The following is an 18039-nucleotide window of genomic DNA, read 5'->3' on the forward strand; positions in this document are numbered from 1 at the left end:
TCAATAAAAAAGATAACGCACAGTTTTATGAGTCAGTTTTAATGCTCATTGATAATATTTATGACTATTTTTGACATACTGAACGATATAGTGGGAAGATGGCGCAGCACGTGACGCTGAAAAGCGTTAAAATAACCTCATAATGATATATACAGGCAATTAAGCGAGTCACTTTTATATCAAATGATATTGCTTATAGCGCGATTTACTTGACCGTAGTAGCGCTTTGCTTGACCGTAACAGCTCTTTGTATTATCTACTGCTACAATAAGCAGATAGAGCCCTATATTCCAAATGACATCTATTTATAAATAATAAAATATTGAGATTTACTATGAGTTTAAATGCAATCCCTGAGATTATCGAAGACATTCGTGCTGGAAAAATGGTCATCTTGATGGATGATGAAGACCGCGAAAATGAAGGTGATATCATCATGGCAGCGACGCATGTCCGCCCTGAAGATATTAACTTTATGATTACTCACGCGCGTGGTCTTGTTTGTTTGACCTTATCACAAGCACGTTGCCAGCAATTGGCACTGCCACTAATGTCAGATCGTAACGAAGCTAAATTCAGCACCAACTTTACTGTCTCGATTGAAGCAGCTGAAGGCGTCACCACTGGTATTTCTGCTGGTGATCGTGCACGTACTATTCAGGCAGCGGTATCTTCATCAGCAAAGCCTGAAGACATCGTTCAGCCTGGACATATTTTTCCAATTATGGCACAAAACGGCGGTGTTCTTCACCGTGCAGGCCATACAGAAGCAGGGTGTGATTTAGCACGTTTAGCAGGTCTAGAGCCAGCAGCGGTGATTGTAGAGATTATCAATGCAGATGGTACGATGGCGCGCCGTGACGACCTTGAAATATTTGCAAAAGAACATGACATCAAGATAGGCACGATTGCTGACCTTATCAACTACCGTATCGCTAATGAGCAAACGGTAGAAGAGATTGAGTCACATCCGTTTGAAACTGAACATGGTACTTTTACGCTACATCGCTTCCGTGAGTTTGGGGCTGAAGAAACACATTTAGCCTTGGTAAAAGGTGATGTTAGCGAAGGCGTCAGCACTGTACGCGTGCATGGCTTCCACCCATTACGCGATTTATTTGCAGCTAAAAACGATATGACTGGCCGTAGTGGCTGGAGCGTACAGTCAGCACTAGAAGAAATCAGTGCTTCAGATCGCGGTGTGTTGGTATGGATTGGTAGCAATCAGCCAGTTGATTTGGGAGATGCGTTGAATAAAGCCGCGGACAACGAGTCGCAATCTACCATCACGCAGCAACCTTATCGTAGTATTGGCGTTGGTGCACAGATATTACGCCACTTAGGTGTTCGTGATATGCGCTTATTGTCATCACCAATGAAGTTTTTTGCATTATCAGGTTTTGATCTAAACGTGGTTGATTTTGTTCATGCGCCGCAACAAGACTAAAAACTGTTTAAGAGATTAGTTGAAGAATGAGTTATAGAAAAGGCACGCTGACATTATGTTAGCGTGCCTTTTTTTGTTTTTGGCTTTTAATTCAAGATAGCTTTTTTGAAAAAATAAACCATCGACTCATATAGAAACCGACCTAAAGCTCAGGCGTATGACCAAACTCGGCTTCTAATGCTAGCAGCTGTTGACGCTCTGCTGCTGTCCATGGCAATTTACCTTTACCATCACTATCCAGACGTACTACGACTGCTTCTGCCATAGCAACGATTGTTTCTTGTGCGGTACTATAGTAACTATATTCCATCGCCATACTTGTATTGCCTAAACGCTTACAACGAACTCCTAATAATAATGTATCAGGATAAGTGACTGGGCGTAAATACTGGCAGCTAGACTGGGCTAAAACAGTGACCATACTGCCATCAAACATACCTAGCGCATGCAAATAACTAATGCGTGCTGACTCAGCGTAACGATAGTAAACCACATTATTCAGGTGATTGAAGGCATCCATCTCTCCCCACTGTATCGGCTGATGATGAATAACAGGATAATGAGCTAGTAATTCAGGGCGGTGTTCGTTTGCTACATCAGACATAGATGCTGACTTTTCATTAGAATGGGTCATTGCTTACCTTACGTTTTATATTTTCTGTATTAACTATTGTGACTAACTCTTGTTAGCGTTGCGGCTTATCCAAAATTTCCGTCGTCAATAATGGCGTTGGTTTGGGTGCATGAGCAATCAACTGATTTAGCCATACAATTACTTCTGGTATGTCACTCGGTGCTTTCATTGTCTCAAGATTACTTTGACCATCGATTGGTTTTTTATCGGCTTGTACAATGCCAATCGCGCCAGCTTGTGCTGACTTTTTATTGTCGCTATTTGAGGCCTTAGGCACCAACGTTTTTAATTGTTTACGTGCTTGCGTCAAATAGCTGACCAGTTGATCTTGCTTACGCATATTGCTAGCTTGGCTTGCTAAATTCAACGTCATGATGACTTCATGGATAGTGAGCTGACGACGCGTTAGATTTGTACCACGAGTCGCTGAAGTATCAGTAGCATTGGTTACTTTAGGCTGCTGTTTATTTTCAATAGCTGCATCTACCAGCTCTCGACGCTGTAAATCCGTACCTTCATAGCTGCCAAGACGCTCATGACTGTGCAAAAATTCCTGAATATTTTGAACCGCCAGATTTTGTATTTGCCACGGGCTTGGCTGCGAGCTTTGTGCCTGCAGACGCTCAATATCTTTGAGCAAACTTTGCTTAATAACGATGGTGAGCGCAGGCGCAATCTCATTACTGCTTTGCGACAACTGCCAATGTAGACCTCGCAATAACTCAATCGCGGCACTGTCATTACTATCCGCCAACAGTCTATCAGCAGCTTTGATTTGGATACGCAACAGGTCCAACTGATTCTGCGCTTGGCTACTGGCCTTAACTCTAGGCTCTGGCAGCGTCTGCTGACTCATGGCAAATAAACGATCGTCCATTTCGTTTAATCGACTGATTACTTGCTCATTGCTCTGCAAACGATCGTTGACACTATGCTGAAAGCGCTGCTGACTAATATATAGCCACAATAATGCAGCGATCAGTAATAAGATAACCAGCCATTGCATCCGTAGCAGCAAAATATTTGCTTGCCGGCGCTGCTGAACAGTAGAAGGATCCTTAGATAAGGACTCAGAATTCATTGACATAAGGCAGTACCGTTATTGGTATAGATAAACATGTTTAAAGCAAATGGGAAGTTTAAGGTATTATATTTTGGAATTAATGGCTGAGAGAATCGTATCTGGCGACAAATCCTCTACTCGCCAGTAGCTCAACTGCTGTGCGGCAACCATATTGGCCAGACGCTCACCCAGTACAACGTAAGAAAAGTCTTTTAGCGTAAGCGAAGGCCGCTCTGCTATATCAGCCACTGCATCCGTATTTTGCTCTATTTTTAACATCTTTGATTGGCCATCATTGACGATATTTGACCAATGCTCAAAAGCTGCCGCACTGCTGATTACGACAATTGGCTTTGGCTGCTTTAGTAGGGCAATATCTGACGCAGTATTATGAGTAAGAAACGCTTGTTGCCACTGCTGATACTCAGCCATTGCATCGATAGGCATTGTACGCTCGTACCAAGCAATACTATCGATATGTACACCGCGCGCCTGCAATGTATCAATCAATAATCGTCGTCCACCAAGCCCGCGCCATATCAGCAATTTATCGCCTGCTTGTAAGCTATCAATTTCAGGCATTGCTAGCATGCCTTCGTTATTGGCCGTCTCAGGCTGAAGTATTTGATAGTTTGTTGTATCTATACGCACCTGACTGAACTCTGCCGCCGTTGCTTCACCAACCGCAACCAGAGGACTAGGTAGGGATAAGCCTTCTGACAATCTCTGCGCATACTTATCAGTACTGTCTTTCGCTTTGTATTCACGCTTTTTATGGTCAAGTAATTGCCAAACAGTTAGCCCTGAAGTGGCAGCAGTTGGGCTAACGATAACAAGCGCTTTGTACTCCCCCGCCAACCACTGACGCATTAATGCAATATCTAGATCAGTTGTTGGACGTGATCGTAGCGTCAACATTGGCATCTCAACCACTGTCAATCCTGCCGCTTGTAAATACTGAGTCAACGGTGCTGCTCGCTCTACTGGGCGAGTATTGATGACAATTTGCGGCACGACTTTTGACTTCTCATTAGAATGATTCTTATGAGAAGTTATGTATGGAGATTGAGTTGGCACTGATGACATCGATATACCATGACAAAAAACGAATAAAAAAGGTGCAAGCCTACAAAAATGGCTGGTGCTCAGAACAGCTGCTCTTACGGTTACTCAAACCTATAGCGACAGTGCTTTCACTACTCAGGCTGATAAATGGCTGACAAAATAGCGCCTGCACCATCGGCAAGTAGCATTTCTGCAACATCGATGCCCAGTTGATTGGCTTGGGCTTCTTGTTCAGCTTGTGACCCAACCAACGTAGCTCGTTTGTCTGCCTTCAACAATTCGCTACCATCGGCCTGGCCTACTCGACCGCGTAGCCACAACACATTACCGCTGTCGTTATTGCCGTTATCGCCATTGTTATCATTATTAACACTGGTTTCTTCAGCTGTCTGCAGAACTGCATAAGCGGCGATCGGTACTTGGCAGCCACCCTCTAAATGACGGTTCAGAGCACGCTCAGCGATAAGTCGAATACGGGCTTTATCATCATTGAGTGGTGCAAGTAATTTAAGGACTTCTTCATCGCCTTCACGACATTCGATCGCTAAAGCTCCCTGCCCAACTGCAGGCAAGCAAGCTGCGATATCAAGCTCACCGCGTATTCTCGCGTCCAGCTCAATACGTTGCAAGCCGCTCGTTGCCAGAATAATGGCATCGTATTCACCAGCATCTAGCTTGCCCAAACGAGTGCCAACATTGCCGCGCAACGTTTTGATTTGCAAGTCAGGACGATAGGCTTTGATTTGGCATTGACGACGTAAACTTGATGTTCCAACGACTGCACCTTGTGGTAGCTCATCAATACTATTATAAGTGTTTGAGACAAAGGCATCTGTTGGTGACGCGCGTTTACAGTAGACGCCTAATGTGAGGCCTTCGGGAAGCTGCATCGGTACATCTTTTAGCGAGTGCACTGCAATATCGGCCTGCTTGTCATACAGCGCTTGTTCAAGCTCTTTTACAAACAACCCTTTGCCTCCGATTTTGGCCAAAGGTGTGTCCAAAATCTTGTCACCCTTAGTGACAATTTTTAGTAAATTAATCGTCAGATTGGGATACAACGCCAATAAACGATCACGGATATGCTCGGCCTGCCATAAGGCTAAAGGACTTTGACGTGTAGCGATATTTAGAGTAGTCAAAACAGGTTGCTGCGAATTGCTCATAAAGGGCCTCAATAAGTTCGATACTAATACTATAGTGGCTATAGTCCCTATGTCAGTACTATTCGTATTTATACTGAATAATATCGATATTACTCGATAGGGTAAATTTGCCAAAGCATAGGCGACTCAAATGATTAATAGTAGATGCTGACGCAAAAAAATACCCCTATTTAAGCATAAATAAGGGTTTGATGATATGGAATGATTGGTCGCTATCAGGACAGCCTATTACATGCTTTGGATTTTATCACGTAAGGCAGGTAAGTGACGACGGCTTACCGCTAGCGTCTCATCAATACCTTTAAAACGTATCTGATACTGACCTGCATCCAAAGTTTCTAAAAAGTCCAAATAACTAAGATTGATAATGGCATTGCGATGTACTCGGAACAGACGATCATCAAACTCTTGCTCTAACTCTTTTAGCGTTTCATCAATCAATACCATGCCATCTTTGTGACGCACTTTAACGTATTTTTGATCGGCTGCAAAATAGTAGATATCTTTTAGTTTAATCAGTTCAACACCGCGATGCGTACGGGCAGCGATATGTTCACGTATCGGACGTGCTGTCGGGTCTTCAAGCTTGCGAATTTCGTTTAGCTGCGCAGCATTTAGGTTTTTTGCTTTGTTTAGTGCTTCTAGTAGCTCATCTTTGTTCGCAGGTTTTAGCAAATAGCCAATTGCATTGGCTTTTAATGCTGCGATTGCATAATGGTCGTATGCCGTCACAAATATAATCGCTGGTGGATGCTCAAGTGTGGCAAGCTCTTGAGCACAGCGCACGCCATCCATTTCAGGCATTCGGATATCTAATAATATAATATCTGGCTGCTGGGTTTTTACAGCGACGATGGCTTGTGCACCTGTTGTGGCCTGAGCAACTACTTCATGACCTGATTCTTGTACAATTCTCACCAAGCGCTCACGCGCTAAGGGCTCATCATCACAAACTACGATACGCATGCAAACTCCCATCCAAGTACATACTTAATATTTTTTCAATAGTATTACGGCTATATTAGCACTCATTATCAATTACTTAGAATCTAAAGTCTAAATTATTTAATGAAATTTTGACAAAAACTACCAATTTTTATAGCGAACAATATACTCCTGCTATAGGTAGGTTTTATATGATGTAATTGTGTTTCACATTAGCTATGATATTACTGATTCGTAATCATCATTTATCAAACACGAAATATGATACCTATACATGGTAATGCAATAAGTATGCCACATAGGTTTTTAAGCGTTGAAAAAAGAGAGGAAATTAATAAATAACAGCAGGTTATAAACCCACGTCTTGTAAAGGATAGTCGATGATAGTGATAATTTGAGTACTGGCTACCGAGCTTTGAATGTCCGCACTTTGTCCAAAATGGGCGCGCAAACGATCAGCTTGAATATAGAAATTCATGTGTTGGCGCAAATCATGATTGATGATTAACGTCTTTTTGGGAAGCGCAACATCAATCATAATTTTGACTCGGTGTTGTTCCCACGTGACTTCGATATTAATGCAGATAGTTTCTGTGGTCATCTCTACCACATTGAGCAGTATTTTTTCTAGCACGCTTTGTAGCGTCAGCGCAGTGATAACCATGTCGTACATGATATCTTCTTCAGGTAACTTCCAATTGACTTCGAGCTTATCTGCTAGACGACTAGATTCGATTGCCAAATAATGCTCACAGAGATCGACCTCTTCTTCGAAGCTAATCTCGCGTGTACCACTAAAACTAGCACGGAACAATGCAGAGACGTGCTGTAATAAGTCAGCGGCTTTAGGCGGGTTTGACTCAATCAGTGATACAAGTGTATTGATAGTATTGAAGAAAAAGTGCGGAGCCGTACGCGCTTTTATTAGATCGTTTTGCGCAGTCAATTTATATTCAAAGGACAACTTAAGCGCATTAAGCTCACGATAGCTACGCAAAAAATACAATAAGAACACAGCAGTAAAACCACCGGTAAGCACTGTGTTGAAAAGCAAATTAATGACAAAAGCTTGACGGTTATACTCCATCCACCCTAGATTGATCATAACCAAAACCACCAACACCATAGAGACCGTGGCAGAAAACATCATGAGCATGACAATACGCAAACTCACACTAGGAATGCTCGCGTTTTTGAAGACAGGACGCAAATAATCGACCAAATATAGTGCGGGAATAACCGTCAGTGCATTTTGTATCACGCGAGAAAAAAGCTTGATAATAAAATCAGACCAGCCTGATAGACCATGGCGCTCAATCACCGTCAAAAACAATGACCAAAAAAAGATATATGTCAGCCACTGCCAAGGCCTCATGATTTCCATGAGTTTAGGAATAAAAAACTCTAAGCGTGTAGCTAGTAAGGCAACCTCATCATTTGCTATACTCGAGTTCTTATTCTTTTGACTTGTCTTGTACCGATATGAACGCCAATTCTTCAAAACCTAGTAATCCTGAATCAAGTAAAAGTTCATCTGACTCTGATTTTAGCACAGATGTTCCTACAACAAGTACCACAACGCAGACTGCGCCTGCTAGTAGCCAAGGCCAACAAATGTGGGGCGGGCGCTTCAGTGAAGCGACAGATAGCTTCGTTGCCGCCTTTACTGCCTCTGTAGGCTTTGACCAACGCTTTGCTCGTCACGATATTCAAGGCTCGATTGCGCATGCAACGATGCTAAAAGAATGTGACATTTTAACTGCTGATGAAGTTGCCACCATTATCGATGGCCTGCAGCAAGTATTGTGTGAGATTGAAGCGGGAGAGTTTAACTGGTCGATCGCTCTGGAAGACGTGCACATGAATGTCGAGTCACGTTTGACTGACATCATAGGTGCCGTTGGTAAAAAGCTACATACTGGACGTAGCCGTAATGATCAGGTAGCCACAGACATTCGCCTATGGTTGCGCGAAGAGACTGATAATATTATTGAGTTATTAGTACGCTTGCAAAGCGGCTTGCTTGATTTGGCTGAGCAGCATATTGATACTATCATGCCAGGCTTTACTCACTTACAAACAGCCCAGCCTGTTAGCTTTGGCCATCACGTAATGGCATGGTTTGAGATGTTATATCGTGATACTGAGCGTTTAGTTGATGCACGTCGCCGTATTAATCAGATGCCACTTGGTAGCGCCGCGCTTGCTGGCACGACTTTCCCAATCGATCGTACTATCACTGCTAAATTGCTAGGTTTTGAGGGTATTTGCCAAAACTCACTTGATGCTGTTTCAGACCGCGACTTTGCGATTGAGTTCACTTCAGCAGCATCGATCCTGATGATGCATATGTCACGCATGAGCGAAGAGATTATTCTTTGGATGTCAGCACAATTTAATTTCGTGCAGATACCAGATCGCTTCTGTACGGGCTCATCGATCATGCCGCAAAAGAAAAATCCTGACGTACCTGAGTTGGTACGCGGCAAAGCGGCACGTGTCTTTGGTCAGTTGATGACTTTGCTTAGCCTAATGAAGAGCCAGCCGCTCGCCTACAACAAAGACAATCAAGAAGACAAAGAACCTTTATTTGATTGTGTCGATACGTTGACAGGTTCACTATTAGCGTTTGCTGATATGCTACCAAATATCACGCCAAACAAGGAAAGTATGCGTGCCGCTACGATGAAAGGCTATGCAACTGCGACTGACTTGGCAGATTACCTAGTACGTCAAGGCGTGGCATTCCGTGACGCGCATGAAGTCGTTGGTAATGCTGTTGCTTTGGGCATCAAAGAAGGTGTTGATCTAAGTGATTTGTCATTGGCACAGCTACAGCAATTTAGCGATGCCATCGGTGAAGATGTCTTCGACTATCTAACGCTAGAAGGCTCATTAGCAGCTCGTGACCATTTAGGTGGCACTGCGCCAAACCAAGTCAAGCAAGCAGTGGTCAATGGACGTGCTCGCTTAAAAGCTTTTGCCTAATCAGTACTTTTGAATAAAAGCTAACCTGCTAATATAAATTTAACACCCGCTATCTATGCGGGTGTTTTTGTTTGTCCTATAACCTTTACCGGTTTAGCCAATGTCATTATCAAAATATCACTAGCTTTGAAAACCTAAATAAAAAGGTCAAACGTAGATAGTAATTGTCATGTACCAACTACCAAAGACTTTTAACAAATGGATAGAGGCTTGACGATATACATTAGTACCCTTTGCTAAATCTACCAAGACCGTTATCATAGACTCATATGATATTTGATTTAACCACTTAATATAATGAATAAGGAATGCCTTATGACTGAGACTTTTAACCCTCAAGCAAATACTGTGTTTTGTCGTAAATATAAACAAGATTTACCAAAGATGCCGCATCCACCCTTCCCTAATAAAAAAGGTCAAGAGTTGCAAGAGACCGTATCTGAAAAGGCGTGGAAAGAATGGCTTGAGCATCAAACTATGCTCATTAATGAGAATCATCTAAGCATGATGGACCCTGCTGCCAAAAAATTCTTGACCGAGCAGCGTGATAAGTTTTTAGATAATGAAGACTACGAACGCGCGCAAGGTTGGACGCCTGAAAGTTAATCGTTTTGATTTGATAATTTTGGTTTAATAGCCATAAAAAAACGCGCTTACTATAGCGCGTTTTTTATTGTAAGGTAAAAATTATAATCCTTCTTATCAGCCTTCATCACTATCTGACGTCTCAAGCTCACTGGCTGGCAATGTGCTTACTTGACGAGCGGCTAAGCGATCATTGGCCTCTTGTACTGCTTTTTCGACCATTGAGTAGTCAGAGTGACGCACGTCTTGGCCACTGATATAGTTGATGACAAGTTCGGCAACGTTTTGAGCATGATCGCCAATACGCTCAAGCGAACGTAAAATCCACATGATATTGATGACTTTTGATACGTGGCGTGAGTCTTCCATAATATAGGTCATCAAAGCACGTATGGCTGACTGATATTCGGTATTGACCGCGCTGTCATTACGCATCACTTCAAACGCTTGTTCCGCATTTGATTGACTGAAAGCTTCTAGCGAGTTGTTTAGCATTAGACGAACTTGATTGCTCAAGTGCTGAACCTCAGCATAGCCGTATGCTGAGTTGCCTTCTGCCGCAATTTTACTGGCCATTCGCGCAATCTTTACCGCTTCATCGCCGATACGTTCCAAATCAACCACACCTTTACTGATCGACATGACTAAGCGCAAATCACTGGCAGCTGGCTGGCGTTTGGCGACCAATAATAAAATATGCTCGTCGAGTTCGACCTCCATTCGATTGATATCGAAGTCCATATCGATGACTTCTTGCGCCAGTGTTTCGTCTTTATCGATCAGAGCGTGAATGGCTTTGGCCACTTGGTTGGCCGCGCTATCACCCATGTATAAAAATAAACGAATGGCTTCATCAAGATCTTGGTCGAAACTTTTGGAGATATGCTTATCACTTTGCATGAGAGGTATTCCCTAGAATCTATATTTTAATAGCGCGGTGTGCTTGTGAAGTTAGAAAGTCGGCTTATGACATGCTAATCAGCGTTGTCTGCTTGTACCGATTTCAATCTCAATCAATATTAGCCATAACGACCTGTAATATAGTCTTCTGTCGCGGGTTGGGTAGGTTTAGTGAATATCTGATCGGTCTCACCCATCTCAATCATGTCGCCTAGATACATATAGACCGTATAATCAGAGACGCGTGCTGCTTGCTGCATATTGTGAGTGACGATAGCGATGGTGTAGTCGTTTTTCAGATCTTCGATCAAATCTTCGATAGCACCCGTCGAGATAGGATCCAGTGCTGATGTCGGCTCATCAAGCAACAGTACTTCAGGCTTGGTCGCGACACTACGGGCGATACACAGACGCTGCTGCTGACCACCTGATAACGACAGTCCTGATGCTTTTAGCTTGTCTTTCACTTCTGGCCATAGCGCTGATTTTTTCAGTGCCCACTCGACGCGATGATCTAGCTCGTCTTTATTTAATTTTTCATATAGTCGTACGCCAAAGGCGACATTGTCATAGATTGACATCGGGAACGGCGTTGGCTTCTGAAAAACCATACCAACTTGTGCACGCAATAAGTTCACATCGATGTCTTTACCCAAGATGTTTTTGCCATCTAGATTGATATTGCCCTCTGCACGCATACCTGGATATAGATCGTACATACGGTTAAAGGTACGTAGTAGCGTAGACTTGCCACAACCTGAAGGACCAATAAAAGCAGTCACTTTTTTATCCGCGATATCAATATTGATGTTTTTTAATGCCTGAAAATCATCGTAATAAAAATTTAGATCTCGAACTTCCATTTTTGCAGCAGGCATGTTTTTAGGAATATCTTGAATCGTTTGCTTATTAAAATCAGCAGTGTTTGGTTGCTGTGCTTGGGCGCTAGTAGACATGGGTCTATTTAATAGGCTGCCTGTTGCCGTATTAAAGTTGTCAGCAGTCGTGTTCGTACGGACGTTGCTTAGGACATCATTCATAATATTTCAACCTAGCTCAATTAATTTCATATAAGTTTAAGTAAATGCTTAGCGTGTAGCGTACTACAGTCTGGTCTGCGCTCAGCCCTTATTTAGGCTGACCTCTACCACCGATAAATCTTGCCAAAATATTCAATACTAGGACAGACGCGGTGATAAGTAATGCTGCCGCCCAAGCCAATGTATGCCAGTTGTCATAAGGACTCATCGCAAACTGGTAAATGGTATTGGGTAAGTTAGCAATAGGCTGACCCATATCTGTACTGAAGTACTGATTGTTAAGTGCGGTAAATAGTAACGGTGCTGTCTCACCGGTGATTCGAGCAAAGGCCAGTAGCACACCTGTGGTCAGTCCCGCTCGCGCAGCTTTTACCGTAACTTGAGTGACCAACTTCCATTTAGGAGTACCTAGCGCATAGGCCGCTTCACGTAGACTATTAGGTACCAGATTCAGCATGTTTTCTGTCGTACGCACGACCACTGGAATAACAATCAGTGCCAATGCTAACGCGCCCGCCCAACCAGAGAAACTTTGACCTTTTACCATCAGTGCATAGATAAATAGACCGATGACAATCGATGGTGCTGACAATAGAATATCATTTAAGAAGCGAGTGACCTTGCCCAGCATACTGCCTTTAGAAAACTCAGATAAGTAAATACCTGTCATAAGACCAATAGGGGCACCGATAAACAAGCCTGAAAACGCCAACATGACCGAACCAACGATAGCATTGCGTAAGCCGCCTGCACTCATCGGCGGCGGCGTATCAGCAGTAAAGATTGGTAGCTGCACCATGCCTTGGAAGCCTTCAACAAACAAAGTCACCAAAATCCATGACAACCAAAATAAGCCAAAAACCATCGCTGACATGGCAAAACCTAGACCTAACTTGTTGGTCAAACGACGCTTGTTATAAAGGCTTTGATTGTAGCGGGTAGCGCCGTTTGGCTGAGTAGGTAGTGGTGCATTGATCGCATTGTTAGCAGGCATAATATTTATTTCCCATATCTTTTATCAATATCTATCAAGGTTCAATAAATCGGTAACAGACTTATCGGTTACCTGCTTTGTGATCCATGCGCATGAGCATCAGTTTTGCTAAAGACAGCACAATGAAGGTGATGACAAATAAGATTAAGCCTAGATGTAGTAGAGACGCAAGATGTAGCTCACTAGACGCTTCAGCAAACTCATTGGCCAAGGCCGAGGTAATCGTCACACCCGAAGTAAATAGGCTTGGACTGATATTAAACGCATTACCAATCAAGAAAGTAACTGCCATCGTCTCACCCAATGCTCGACCAAGACCCAAAATTACACCACCAACGACACCAGCTTTGGTATAAGGCAGGATAATTTTGAACATGACTTCCCAAGTCGTCGCACCCATGCCATATGCTGACTCTTTCAGTAAGTCTGGTACGACAGAGAAAACATCACGCATGGTGGCAGCGATGAACGGTATGATCATAATGGCAAGTACTAGGGAGGCGGTAAACATACCCAGTCCCATAGGCGCACCTGCAAACAGTTTACCGACAATAGGCAAAGGCCCGACGTGCTCAATAAACCATGGCTGAATGTGATCACCAAAGAATGGCGCAAATACGAACAATCCCCACATGCCATAAATGATAGATGGGATACCAGCCAACAACTCAATGGCGATACCAAGTGGTTTTTTGAGGAACTTAGGGCACATCTCGGTTAAAAATATCGCAATACCGAAACTGACTGGAACCGCGATAACAATAGCGATAAATGACGTGACTAGGGTGCCGTAAATAGGCGCTAATGCACCGTATTCATTGGCGACTGTATCCCAGTTATTGCTGGTATAAAATCCCAAACCAAACTCTTGAATACTCGGCCATGCTCCAACAATTAGAGACACCAAAATGCCCCCTAAAGATAGGAGGACGAGTATGGCAAACGCTTTAGTAGAGTTAACAAATAAAGCGTCGTAACGTTTTTGTTTAGCCAGTTGGGACCTTAAGTCTGTCATAAGTGTCTCAGCATTGAATGGGATGAATCGAAATATTAAAAAGATGTATATCAGGTTTTAACACAACAAACTTAAACGGTATGAGTAAGCATATTTATCGAGATGTATCCATCAAATTTGCTGTGTTAAAACCTCTCAAACAACTACCGGAGAATAGTTATTCGAGAGGATAACTTGTCAGTTGCTAAATAGTATTTAGCAGAAACAGATTACTGAGCTGGCTTGTAGACAGGCTGTCCATCGCTACCTTTTACTTCGTTCCACTTCTCTTTGAACAAGGCCACTGCCGTGTCAGAGAATGGTACGTAGTCTAGTTCCATAGCGTCATCATCACCTTGGGTATAAGCCCAGTCAAAAAAGTTCAACACGCCAGCGACTTGCTGAGGATTTTCTGGTTGCTTATGTACCAAGATAAAGGTCGCAGCAGCGATAGGCCATGCTTGCTCAGTCTCAGAGTTGGTGATGACTTTATAAAAGCCTTCTTGTTGTGACCAGTCGATATCACCTGCCGCAGCAAACGTCTCAGCAGATGGCTGAACGACGTTGCCAGCTGCGTTTTTCAGCGCAGTATGTGACATCTTATTTTGCTTAGCGTAAGCATACTCAACATAGCCGATAGAGTTTTTCATGCGGTTTACGTAGCTTGAAACGCCTTCGTTACCTTTACCGCCTGCACCAGTAGCAGAGGTCGGCCATTTGACGGTTTTATCAACACCAACGGTGTCTTTCCAGTCTGGTGAAACCTTGGCAAGATAGTCAGTGAAGTTGAAAGTCGTACCTGAACCATCTGAGCGGAATACTGTTGTGATTGGGGCATCTGGCAAGGTCAAATCTGGGTTCATCGCCTTAATCGCAGGGTCATTCCAGTTGCTAATCTTACCCAAATAGATATCAGCCAACGTTGTGCCGTCTAGCTTCAGTGCACCAGGCTCGACACCATCAATGTTGACGATTGGTACAACACCACCGATGACTGTTGGGAACTGGATCAAACCTGCTTCGTCTAACTCTTCAGGCGTCATTGGGGCATCAGAAGCACCAAAGTCTACTGTTTTTGACTGAATTTGTTTGATACCACCAGATGAGCCAATCGACTGATAGTTGACTTGGCCACCGGTCGCAGCATTATAGTCATATGACCATTTCGCATAGATAGGCTGCGGGAATGACGCACCTGCACCTGTAATATTCATAGCGATATTTTCAGCAGATTTAAAATCTGACGTAGCAGAAGATGCTGTCTGAGAGGTTGTTTCAGCTGTTGTCACAGCGCTACTGCTAGTATCAGCAGTTGGCTCCGCCGTATCTGTTGACTTATTACACGCCGTAAGCATTAATGTACAACTGACGGCCACTGCTAATAACGAATAACGCATGTAGGACTCCTGAAGTTTAACAACGGTATAAAAAAGCATTGCTTGTGATATGCGTGTTATCTTGCCAAATCTTTATGACAGTTTAATGACAACTTCTATAATCCTTCATTCGCTTTACATAATATTTGAACAATTTGCCTACAGCCTAATAGTACTAAGCACCCTCATCTATCAACACTCAGAAAAATTATTCACAAAAATATGAAACCTTGTGTTTGACACAGAATATTTGTATCCAAATACTATTAGCCGTTGGTACAGAATTTTGTTAATATGAAGGCTGATTTACAACACTGACAGACTCGGGGTGCGGTGTATTTTTGGCTCACTTTATTAAACTTGCTTTATTAAAGTAGTCGCCTTGATACATTCGCTGAGAGATCACCCGCCGAACCTGATGCGGTTAGTACCGACGCAGGGAAGTCTTAAGCACTTTGTTATTTATGACAAAGGGCGCGTAGAAATACATTTTTATCGTCACTACTGTCTTAATATGCGTGATGCATAACCAGATAAGAAGAGAGGATATAAAGCTGCGTCCAATATTTGATGAGCACCATGCGCGACGATATTTTTTGGTCGAAGTTGTGGGTTCATGATATAAACTTGTCTAGATGATGGATGCCTACCCCCGCAGATACTGGCGGTGTTGATTTTATTCAAAAACCAACACGCTAGGACAGCATATGACTACTGCAGACACCACCTCAATTGCACCGAAAGCCCAAACGCATAACCCAGCCGACAACTCAACGCTTGCTTCAAATGCTGCTGACACAACCAACGTCAAAGCAGATAAAAAAGCAGATGCGCTGAAAACCCCTGCTCACCGTGCCGCAAGTGATGCCCGCTTTGAAGAAGATGCGCGCGACCTACACCGTATTTTACCTGCCTCAAGAAAAGTCTATATCGAAGGCTCAAGACCTGACATCCAAGTGCCGATGCGTGAAATCAGCTTGGCTGATACGCCTGTTGGTGGCACTGGAGATAAAGACGGTGAGCATAATCCGCCCTTTTATGTGTATGACACCTCAGGTGTATATACCGACCCTAATGTCGATATCGATCTCACACGTGGATTGCCAAAGTTGCGTGAGAACTGGATCTCAGAACGCGGTGATACCGAGCAATTAAGCGGCCTATCTAGCTCGTACGGGCAAGCGCGTGCTCGTGATATCAGCACTGCCAACCTCAGGTTTGCTCATATTGACAAGCCACGCCGTGCCAAAGCAGGGAAAAACGTCACGCAGATGTACTACGCGCGTCGCGGCATCATCACCCCTGAGATGGAATATATCGCGATACGTGAGACGCAAAAGCAGCACGAGCTGACCGACATGCGCCAACATGATGGCGAGAGCTTTGGTGCCAACACGCCCAAAATTATTACCCCTGAGTTTGTCCGTGATGAAGTAGCCGCTGGACGCGCAATTATCCCCAACAACATCAATCACCCTGAATCTGAGCCGATGATTATCGGGCGCAACTTTTTGGTAAAAATCAATGCCAATATCGGCAACTCAGCGCTCGGCTCATCGATTGATGAAGAAGTGTCCAAAATGACGTGGGCCACGCGTTGGGGCGCGGATACCATCATGGATTTGTCCACGGGCAATCACATTCATGAAACTCGTGAATGGCTAATCCGTAACTCTCCTGTGCCGATTGGTACCGTACCGATTTATCAAGCCTTAGAAAAAGTAGATGGCGTCGCTGAAGATCTGACGTGGGAAATATTTCGTGATACCTTGATCGAGCAAGCCGAGCAAGGTGTGGATTACTTCACCATTCACGCAGGCGTCCTGCTCCGCTATGTACCGCTCACCGCAAAGCGTTTGACAGGTATCGTCTCACGCGGTGGCTCTATCATGGCGCAGTGGTGTCTGGCGCATCACAAAGAGAGCTTTTTATACACGCATTTTGAAGATATCTGCGAGATTATGAAGCAATACGATGTGGCGTTCAGTCTAGGTGACGGTCTACGCCCCGGCTGCTTGCAAGATGCCAATGATGAGGCGCAGTTTGGCGAACTACGTACGCTTGGTGAATTGACCAAAGTGGCATGGGAGCACGACGTACAGGTGATGATTGAAGGCCCTGGACACGTGGCGATGAACCGTATCAAAGAAAACATGGACTTGCAGCTTGAGCTGTGTGCTGACGCGCCGTTTTATACCTTGGGCCCATTAACGACTGACATCGCCCCGGGTTATGACCACATCACTAGCGCCATCGGAGCTGCAATGATTGGTTGGTTTGGTACAGCGATGCTGTGCTATGTCACGCCAAAAGAACACTTAGGCCTACCGAACAAAAAAGATGTTAAAGACGGTATTATTACTTATAAAATCGCTGCACACGCTGCTGACCTTGCTAAGGGTCATCCAGGAGCACAGGCACGTGACAACGCACTATCTAAAGCACGTTTCGAATTCCGCTGGGATGATCAGTTCAATCTAGCGCTCGATCCTGATACTGCACGTGAATATCATGACGAGACGTTGCCAAAAGACGCACACAAATCGGCACACTTTTGCTCCATGTGTGGCCCGAAGTTTTGCTCCATGAAAATCACTCAAAACGTGCGTGAATATGCAGCAGGGCTGGATAAAGATGCCGCTAACCAAAAAGTAACGCCGCAAACGGGCGACTTAACCGATGCTAGTCACCTAATCAAAGAGGTAGATACAGAGCTCGTCGGACAAGTTGGTGAGGCCACTGCTGAGGAAGTTCGCCAAGGCATGGCGGAGATGACTAAGAAATATAACAACGAAGGACGCCAGTTATATAAAGAGGTGTAGGATTAATAATCCTATACTTT

The 18039-nt window shown here is 43.9% G+C and carries 15 protein-coding genes and 1 riboswitch; of the genes, 4 read left to right on the forward strand and 11 right to left on the reverse strand.

What is annotated here, in order from left to right:
* Positions 1-334: 334 nt before the first annotated feature.
* Entirely contained in the window at positions 335-1447 is a 1113-nt protein-coding gene (gene ribBA / locus JMX91_RS02135) for a bifunctional 3,4-dihydroxy-2-butanone-4-phosphate synthase/GTP cyclohydrolase II (protein WP_101204636.1), read from the forward strand.
* A 142-nt stretch (positions 1448-1589) separates the two neighbouring features.
* Here the strand turns inward: ribBA and JMX91_RS02140 are convergent, their stop codons facing one another.
* The 6 genes from JMX91_RS02140 to JMX91_RS02165 form a co-directional block, all read right to left on the reverse strand.
* Entirely contained in the window at positions 1590-2081 is a 492-nt protein-coding gene (locus tag JMX91_RS02140; RefSeq protein WP_201547482.1) for an acyl-CoA thioesterase, read from the reverse strand.
* A gap of 52 nt (positions 2082-2133) precedes the next feature.
* Entirely contained in the window at positions 2134-3168 is a 1035-nt protein-coding gene (locus JMX91_RS02145) for a hypothetical protein (RefSeq protein WP_201547483.1), read from the reverse strand.
* Positions 3169-3228: 60 nt separating this feature from the next.
* The gene (locus tag JMX91_RS02150) at positions 3229-4230 is read right to left on the reverse strand and encodes a uroporphyrinogen-III synthase (protein ID WP_201547484.1); all 1002 of its coding nucleotides are present in this window, start codon (positions 4228-4230) and stop codon (positions 3229-3231) included.
* Between the two features lie 110 nt (positions 4231-4340).
* Positions 4341-5375, reverse strand: a complete 1035-nt coding sequence (gene hemC, locus JMX91_RS02155) for a hydroxymethylbilane synthase (RefSeq protein WP_201547485.1) — start codon at positions 5373-5375, stop codon at positions 4341-4343.
* A 228-nt stretch (positions 5376-5603) separates the two neighbouring features.
* On the reverse strand, positions 5604-6341 hold the full coding sequence (locus JMX91_RS02160; RefSeq protein WP_057757830.1) for a LytR/AlgR family response regulator transcription factor: 738 nt from the start codon (positions 6339-6341) through the stop codon (positions 5604-5606).
* A 328-nt stretch (positions 6342-6669) separates the two neighbouring features.
* On the reverse strand, positions 6670-7695 hold the full coding sequence (locus JMX91_RS02165) for a histidine kinase (RefSeq protein WP_227679233.1): 1026 nt from the start codon (positions 7693-7695) through the stop codon (positions 6670-6672).
* Positions 7696-7934: 239 nt separating this feature from the next.
* Here JMX91_RS02165 and argH point away from each other — a divergent pair, with 239 nt between their 5' ends.
* Together argH and JMX91_RS02175 are read left to right on the forward strand one after the other, a co-directional pair.
* Entirely contained in the window at positions 7935-9308 is a 1374-nt protein-coding gene (gene argH / locus JMX91_RS02170; RefSeq protein WP_201547591.1) for an argininosuccinate lyase, read from the forward strand.
* A 315-nt stretch (positions 9309-9623) separates the two neighbouring features.
* Positions 9624-9914, forward strand: a complete 291-nt coding sequence (locus tag JMX91_RS02175; RefSeq protein WP_057757820.1) for an oxidative damage protection protein — start codon at positions 9624-9626, stop codon at positions 9912-9914.
* A gap of 96 nt (positions 9915-10010) precedes the next feature.
* On the opposite strand, the gene phoU is transcribed toward JMX91_RS02175, so the two are convergent.
* The 5 genes from phoU to pstS all read right to left on the reverse strand — a co-directional run bounded on the left by phoU (position 10011) and on the right by pstS (position 15218).
* On the reverse strand, positions 10011-10793 hold the full coding sequence (gene phoU, locus JMX91_RS02180) for a phosphate signaling complex protein PhoU (protein WP_201547487.1): 783 nt from the start codon (positions 10791-10793) through the stop codon (positions 10011-10013).
* 119 nt (positions 10794-10912) lie between these two features.
* The gene (pstB, locus tag JMX91_RS02185; protein WP_201547592.1) at positions 10913-11749 is read right to left on the reverse strand and encodes a phosphate ABC transporter ATP-binding protein PstB; all 837 of its coding nucleotides are present in this window, start codon (positions 11747-11749) and stop codon (positions 10913-10915) included.
* A gap of 172 nt (positions 11750-11921) precedes the next feature.
* Positions 11922-12827 (reverse strand): phosphate ABC transporter permease PstA, encoded by a 906-nt coding sequence (gene pstA / locus JMX91_RS02190; RefSeq protein ID WP_201547488.1) that lies wholly within the window; start codon positions 12825-12827, stop codon positions 11922-11924.
* A gap of 61 nt (positions 12828-12888) precedes the next feature.
* The gene (pstC, locus tag JMX91_RS02195) at positions 12889-13842 is read right to left on the reverse strand and encodes a phosphate ABC transporter permease subunit PstC (protein WP_102092671.1); all 954 of its coding nucleotides are present in this window, start codon (positions 13840-13842) and stop codon (positions 12889-12891) included.
* Positions 13843-14051: 209 nt separating this feature from the next.
* Entirely contained in the window at positions 14052-15218 is a 1167-nt protein-coding gene (gene pstS, locus JMX91_RS02200) for a phosphate ABC transporter substrate-binding protein PstS (protein WP_201547489.1), read from the reverse strand.
* A 293-nt stretch (positions 15219-15511) separates the two neighbouring features.
* Positions 15512-15656, forward strand: a riboswitch (TPP riboswitch).
* Between the two features lie 248 nt (positions 15657-15904).
* Between pstS and thiC the strand changes: the two genes are divergently transcribed.
* On the forward strand, positions 15905-18019 hold the full coding sequence (gene thiC / locus JMX91_RS02205) for a phosphomethylpyrimidine synthase ThiC (protein WP_227679234.1): 2115 nt from the start codon (positions 15905-15907) through the stop codon (positions 18017-18019).
* Positions 18020-18039 lie beyond the last annotated feature (20 nt).

The sequence above is a fragment of the Psychrobacter sp. Pi2-1 genome (assembly GCF_904846645.1).
Classification (GTDB): Bacteria; Pseudomonadota; Gammaproteobacteria; order Pseudomonadales; family Moraxellaceae; genus Psychrobacter.

Excerpts from the sequence above, each read along its gene's own strand:
- ribBA (WP_101204636.1), top strand. The coding sequence starts at position 335 with ATGAGTTTAAATGCAATCCCTGAGATTATCGAAGACATTCGTGCTGGA.
- pstS (WP_201547489.1), bottom strand. The coding sequence starts at position 15,218 with ATGCGTTATTCGTTATTAGCAGTGGCCGTCAGTTGTACATTAATGCTT.
- JMX91_RS02150 (WP_201547484.1), bottom strand. The coding sequence starts at position 4,230 with ATGTCATCAGTGCCAACTCAATCTCCATACATAACTTCTCATAAGAAT.
- JMX91_RS02160 (WP_057757830.1), bottom strand. The coding sequence starts at position 6,341 with ATGCGTATCGTAGTTTGTGATGATGAGCCCTTAGCGCGTGAGCGCTTG.
- pstA (WP_201547488.1), bottom strand. The coding sequence starts at position 12,827 with ATGCCTGCTAACAATGCGATCAATGCACCACTACCTACTCAGCCAAAC.
- JMX91_RS02145 (WP_201547483.1), bottom strand. The coding sequence starts at position 3,168 with ATGTCAATGAATTCTGAGTCCTTATCTAAGGATCCTTCTACTGTTCAG.
- JMX91_RS02140 (WP_201547482.1), bottom strand. The coding sequence starts at position 2,081 with ATGACCCATTCTAATGAAAAGTCAGCATCTATGTCTGATGTAGCAAAC.
- JMX91_RS02165 (WP_227679233.1), bottom strand. The coding sequence starts at position 7,695 with ATGAGGCCTTGGCAGTGGCTGACATATATCTTTTTTTGGTCATTGTTT.
- pstB (WP_201547592.1), bottom strand. The coding sequence starts at position 11,749 with ATGTCTACTAGCGCCCAAGCACAGCAACCAAACACTGCTGATTTTAAT.
- hemC (WP_201547485.1), bottom strand. The coding sequence starts at position 5,375 with ATGAGCAATTCGCAGCAACCTGTTTTGACTACTCTAAATATCGCTACA.
- JMX91_RS02175 (WP_057757820.1), top strand. The coding sequence starts at position 9,624 with ATGACTGAGACTTTTAACCCTCAAGCAAATACTGTGTTTTGTCGTAAA.
- pstC (WP_102092671.1), bottom strand. The coding sequence starts at position 13,842 with ATGACAGACTTAAGGTCCCAACTGGCTAAACAAAAACGTTACGACGCT.
- phoU (WP_201547487.1), bottom strand. The coding sequence starts at position 10,793 with ATGCAAAGTGATAAGCATATCTCCAAAAGTTTCGACCAAGATCTTGAT.
- argH (WP_201547591.1), top strand. The coding sequence starts at position 7,935 with ATGTGGGGCGGGCGCTTCAGTGAAGCGACAGATAGCTTCGTTGCCGCC.
- thiC (WP_227679234.1), top strand. The coding sequence starts at position 15,905 with ATGACTACTGCAGACACCACCTCAATTGCACCGAAAGCCCAAACGCAT.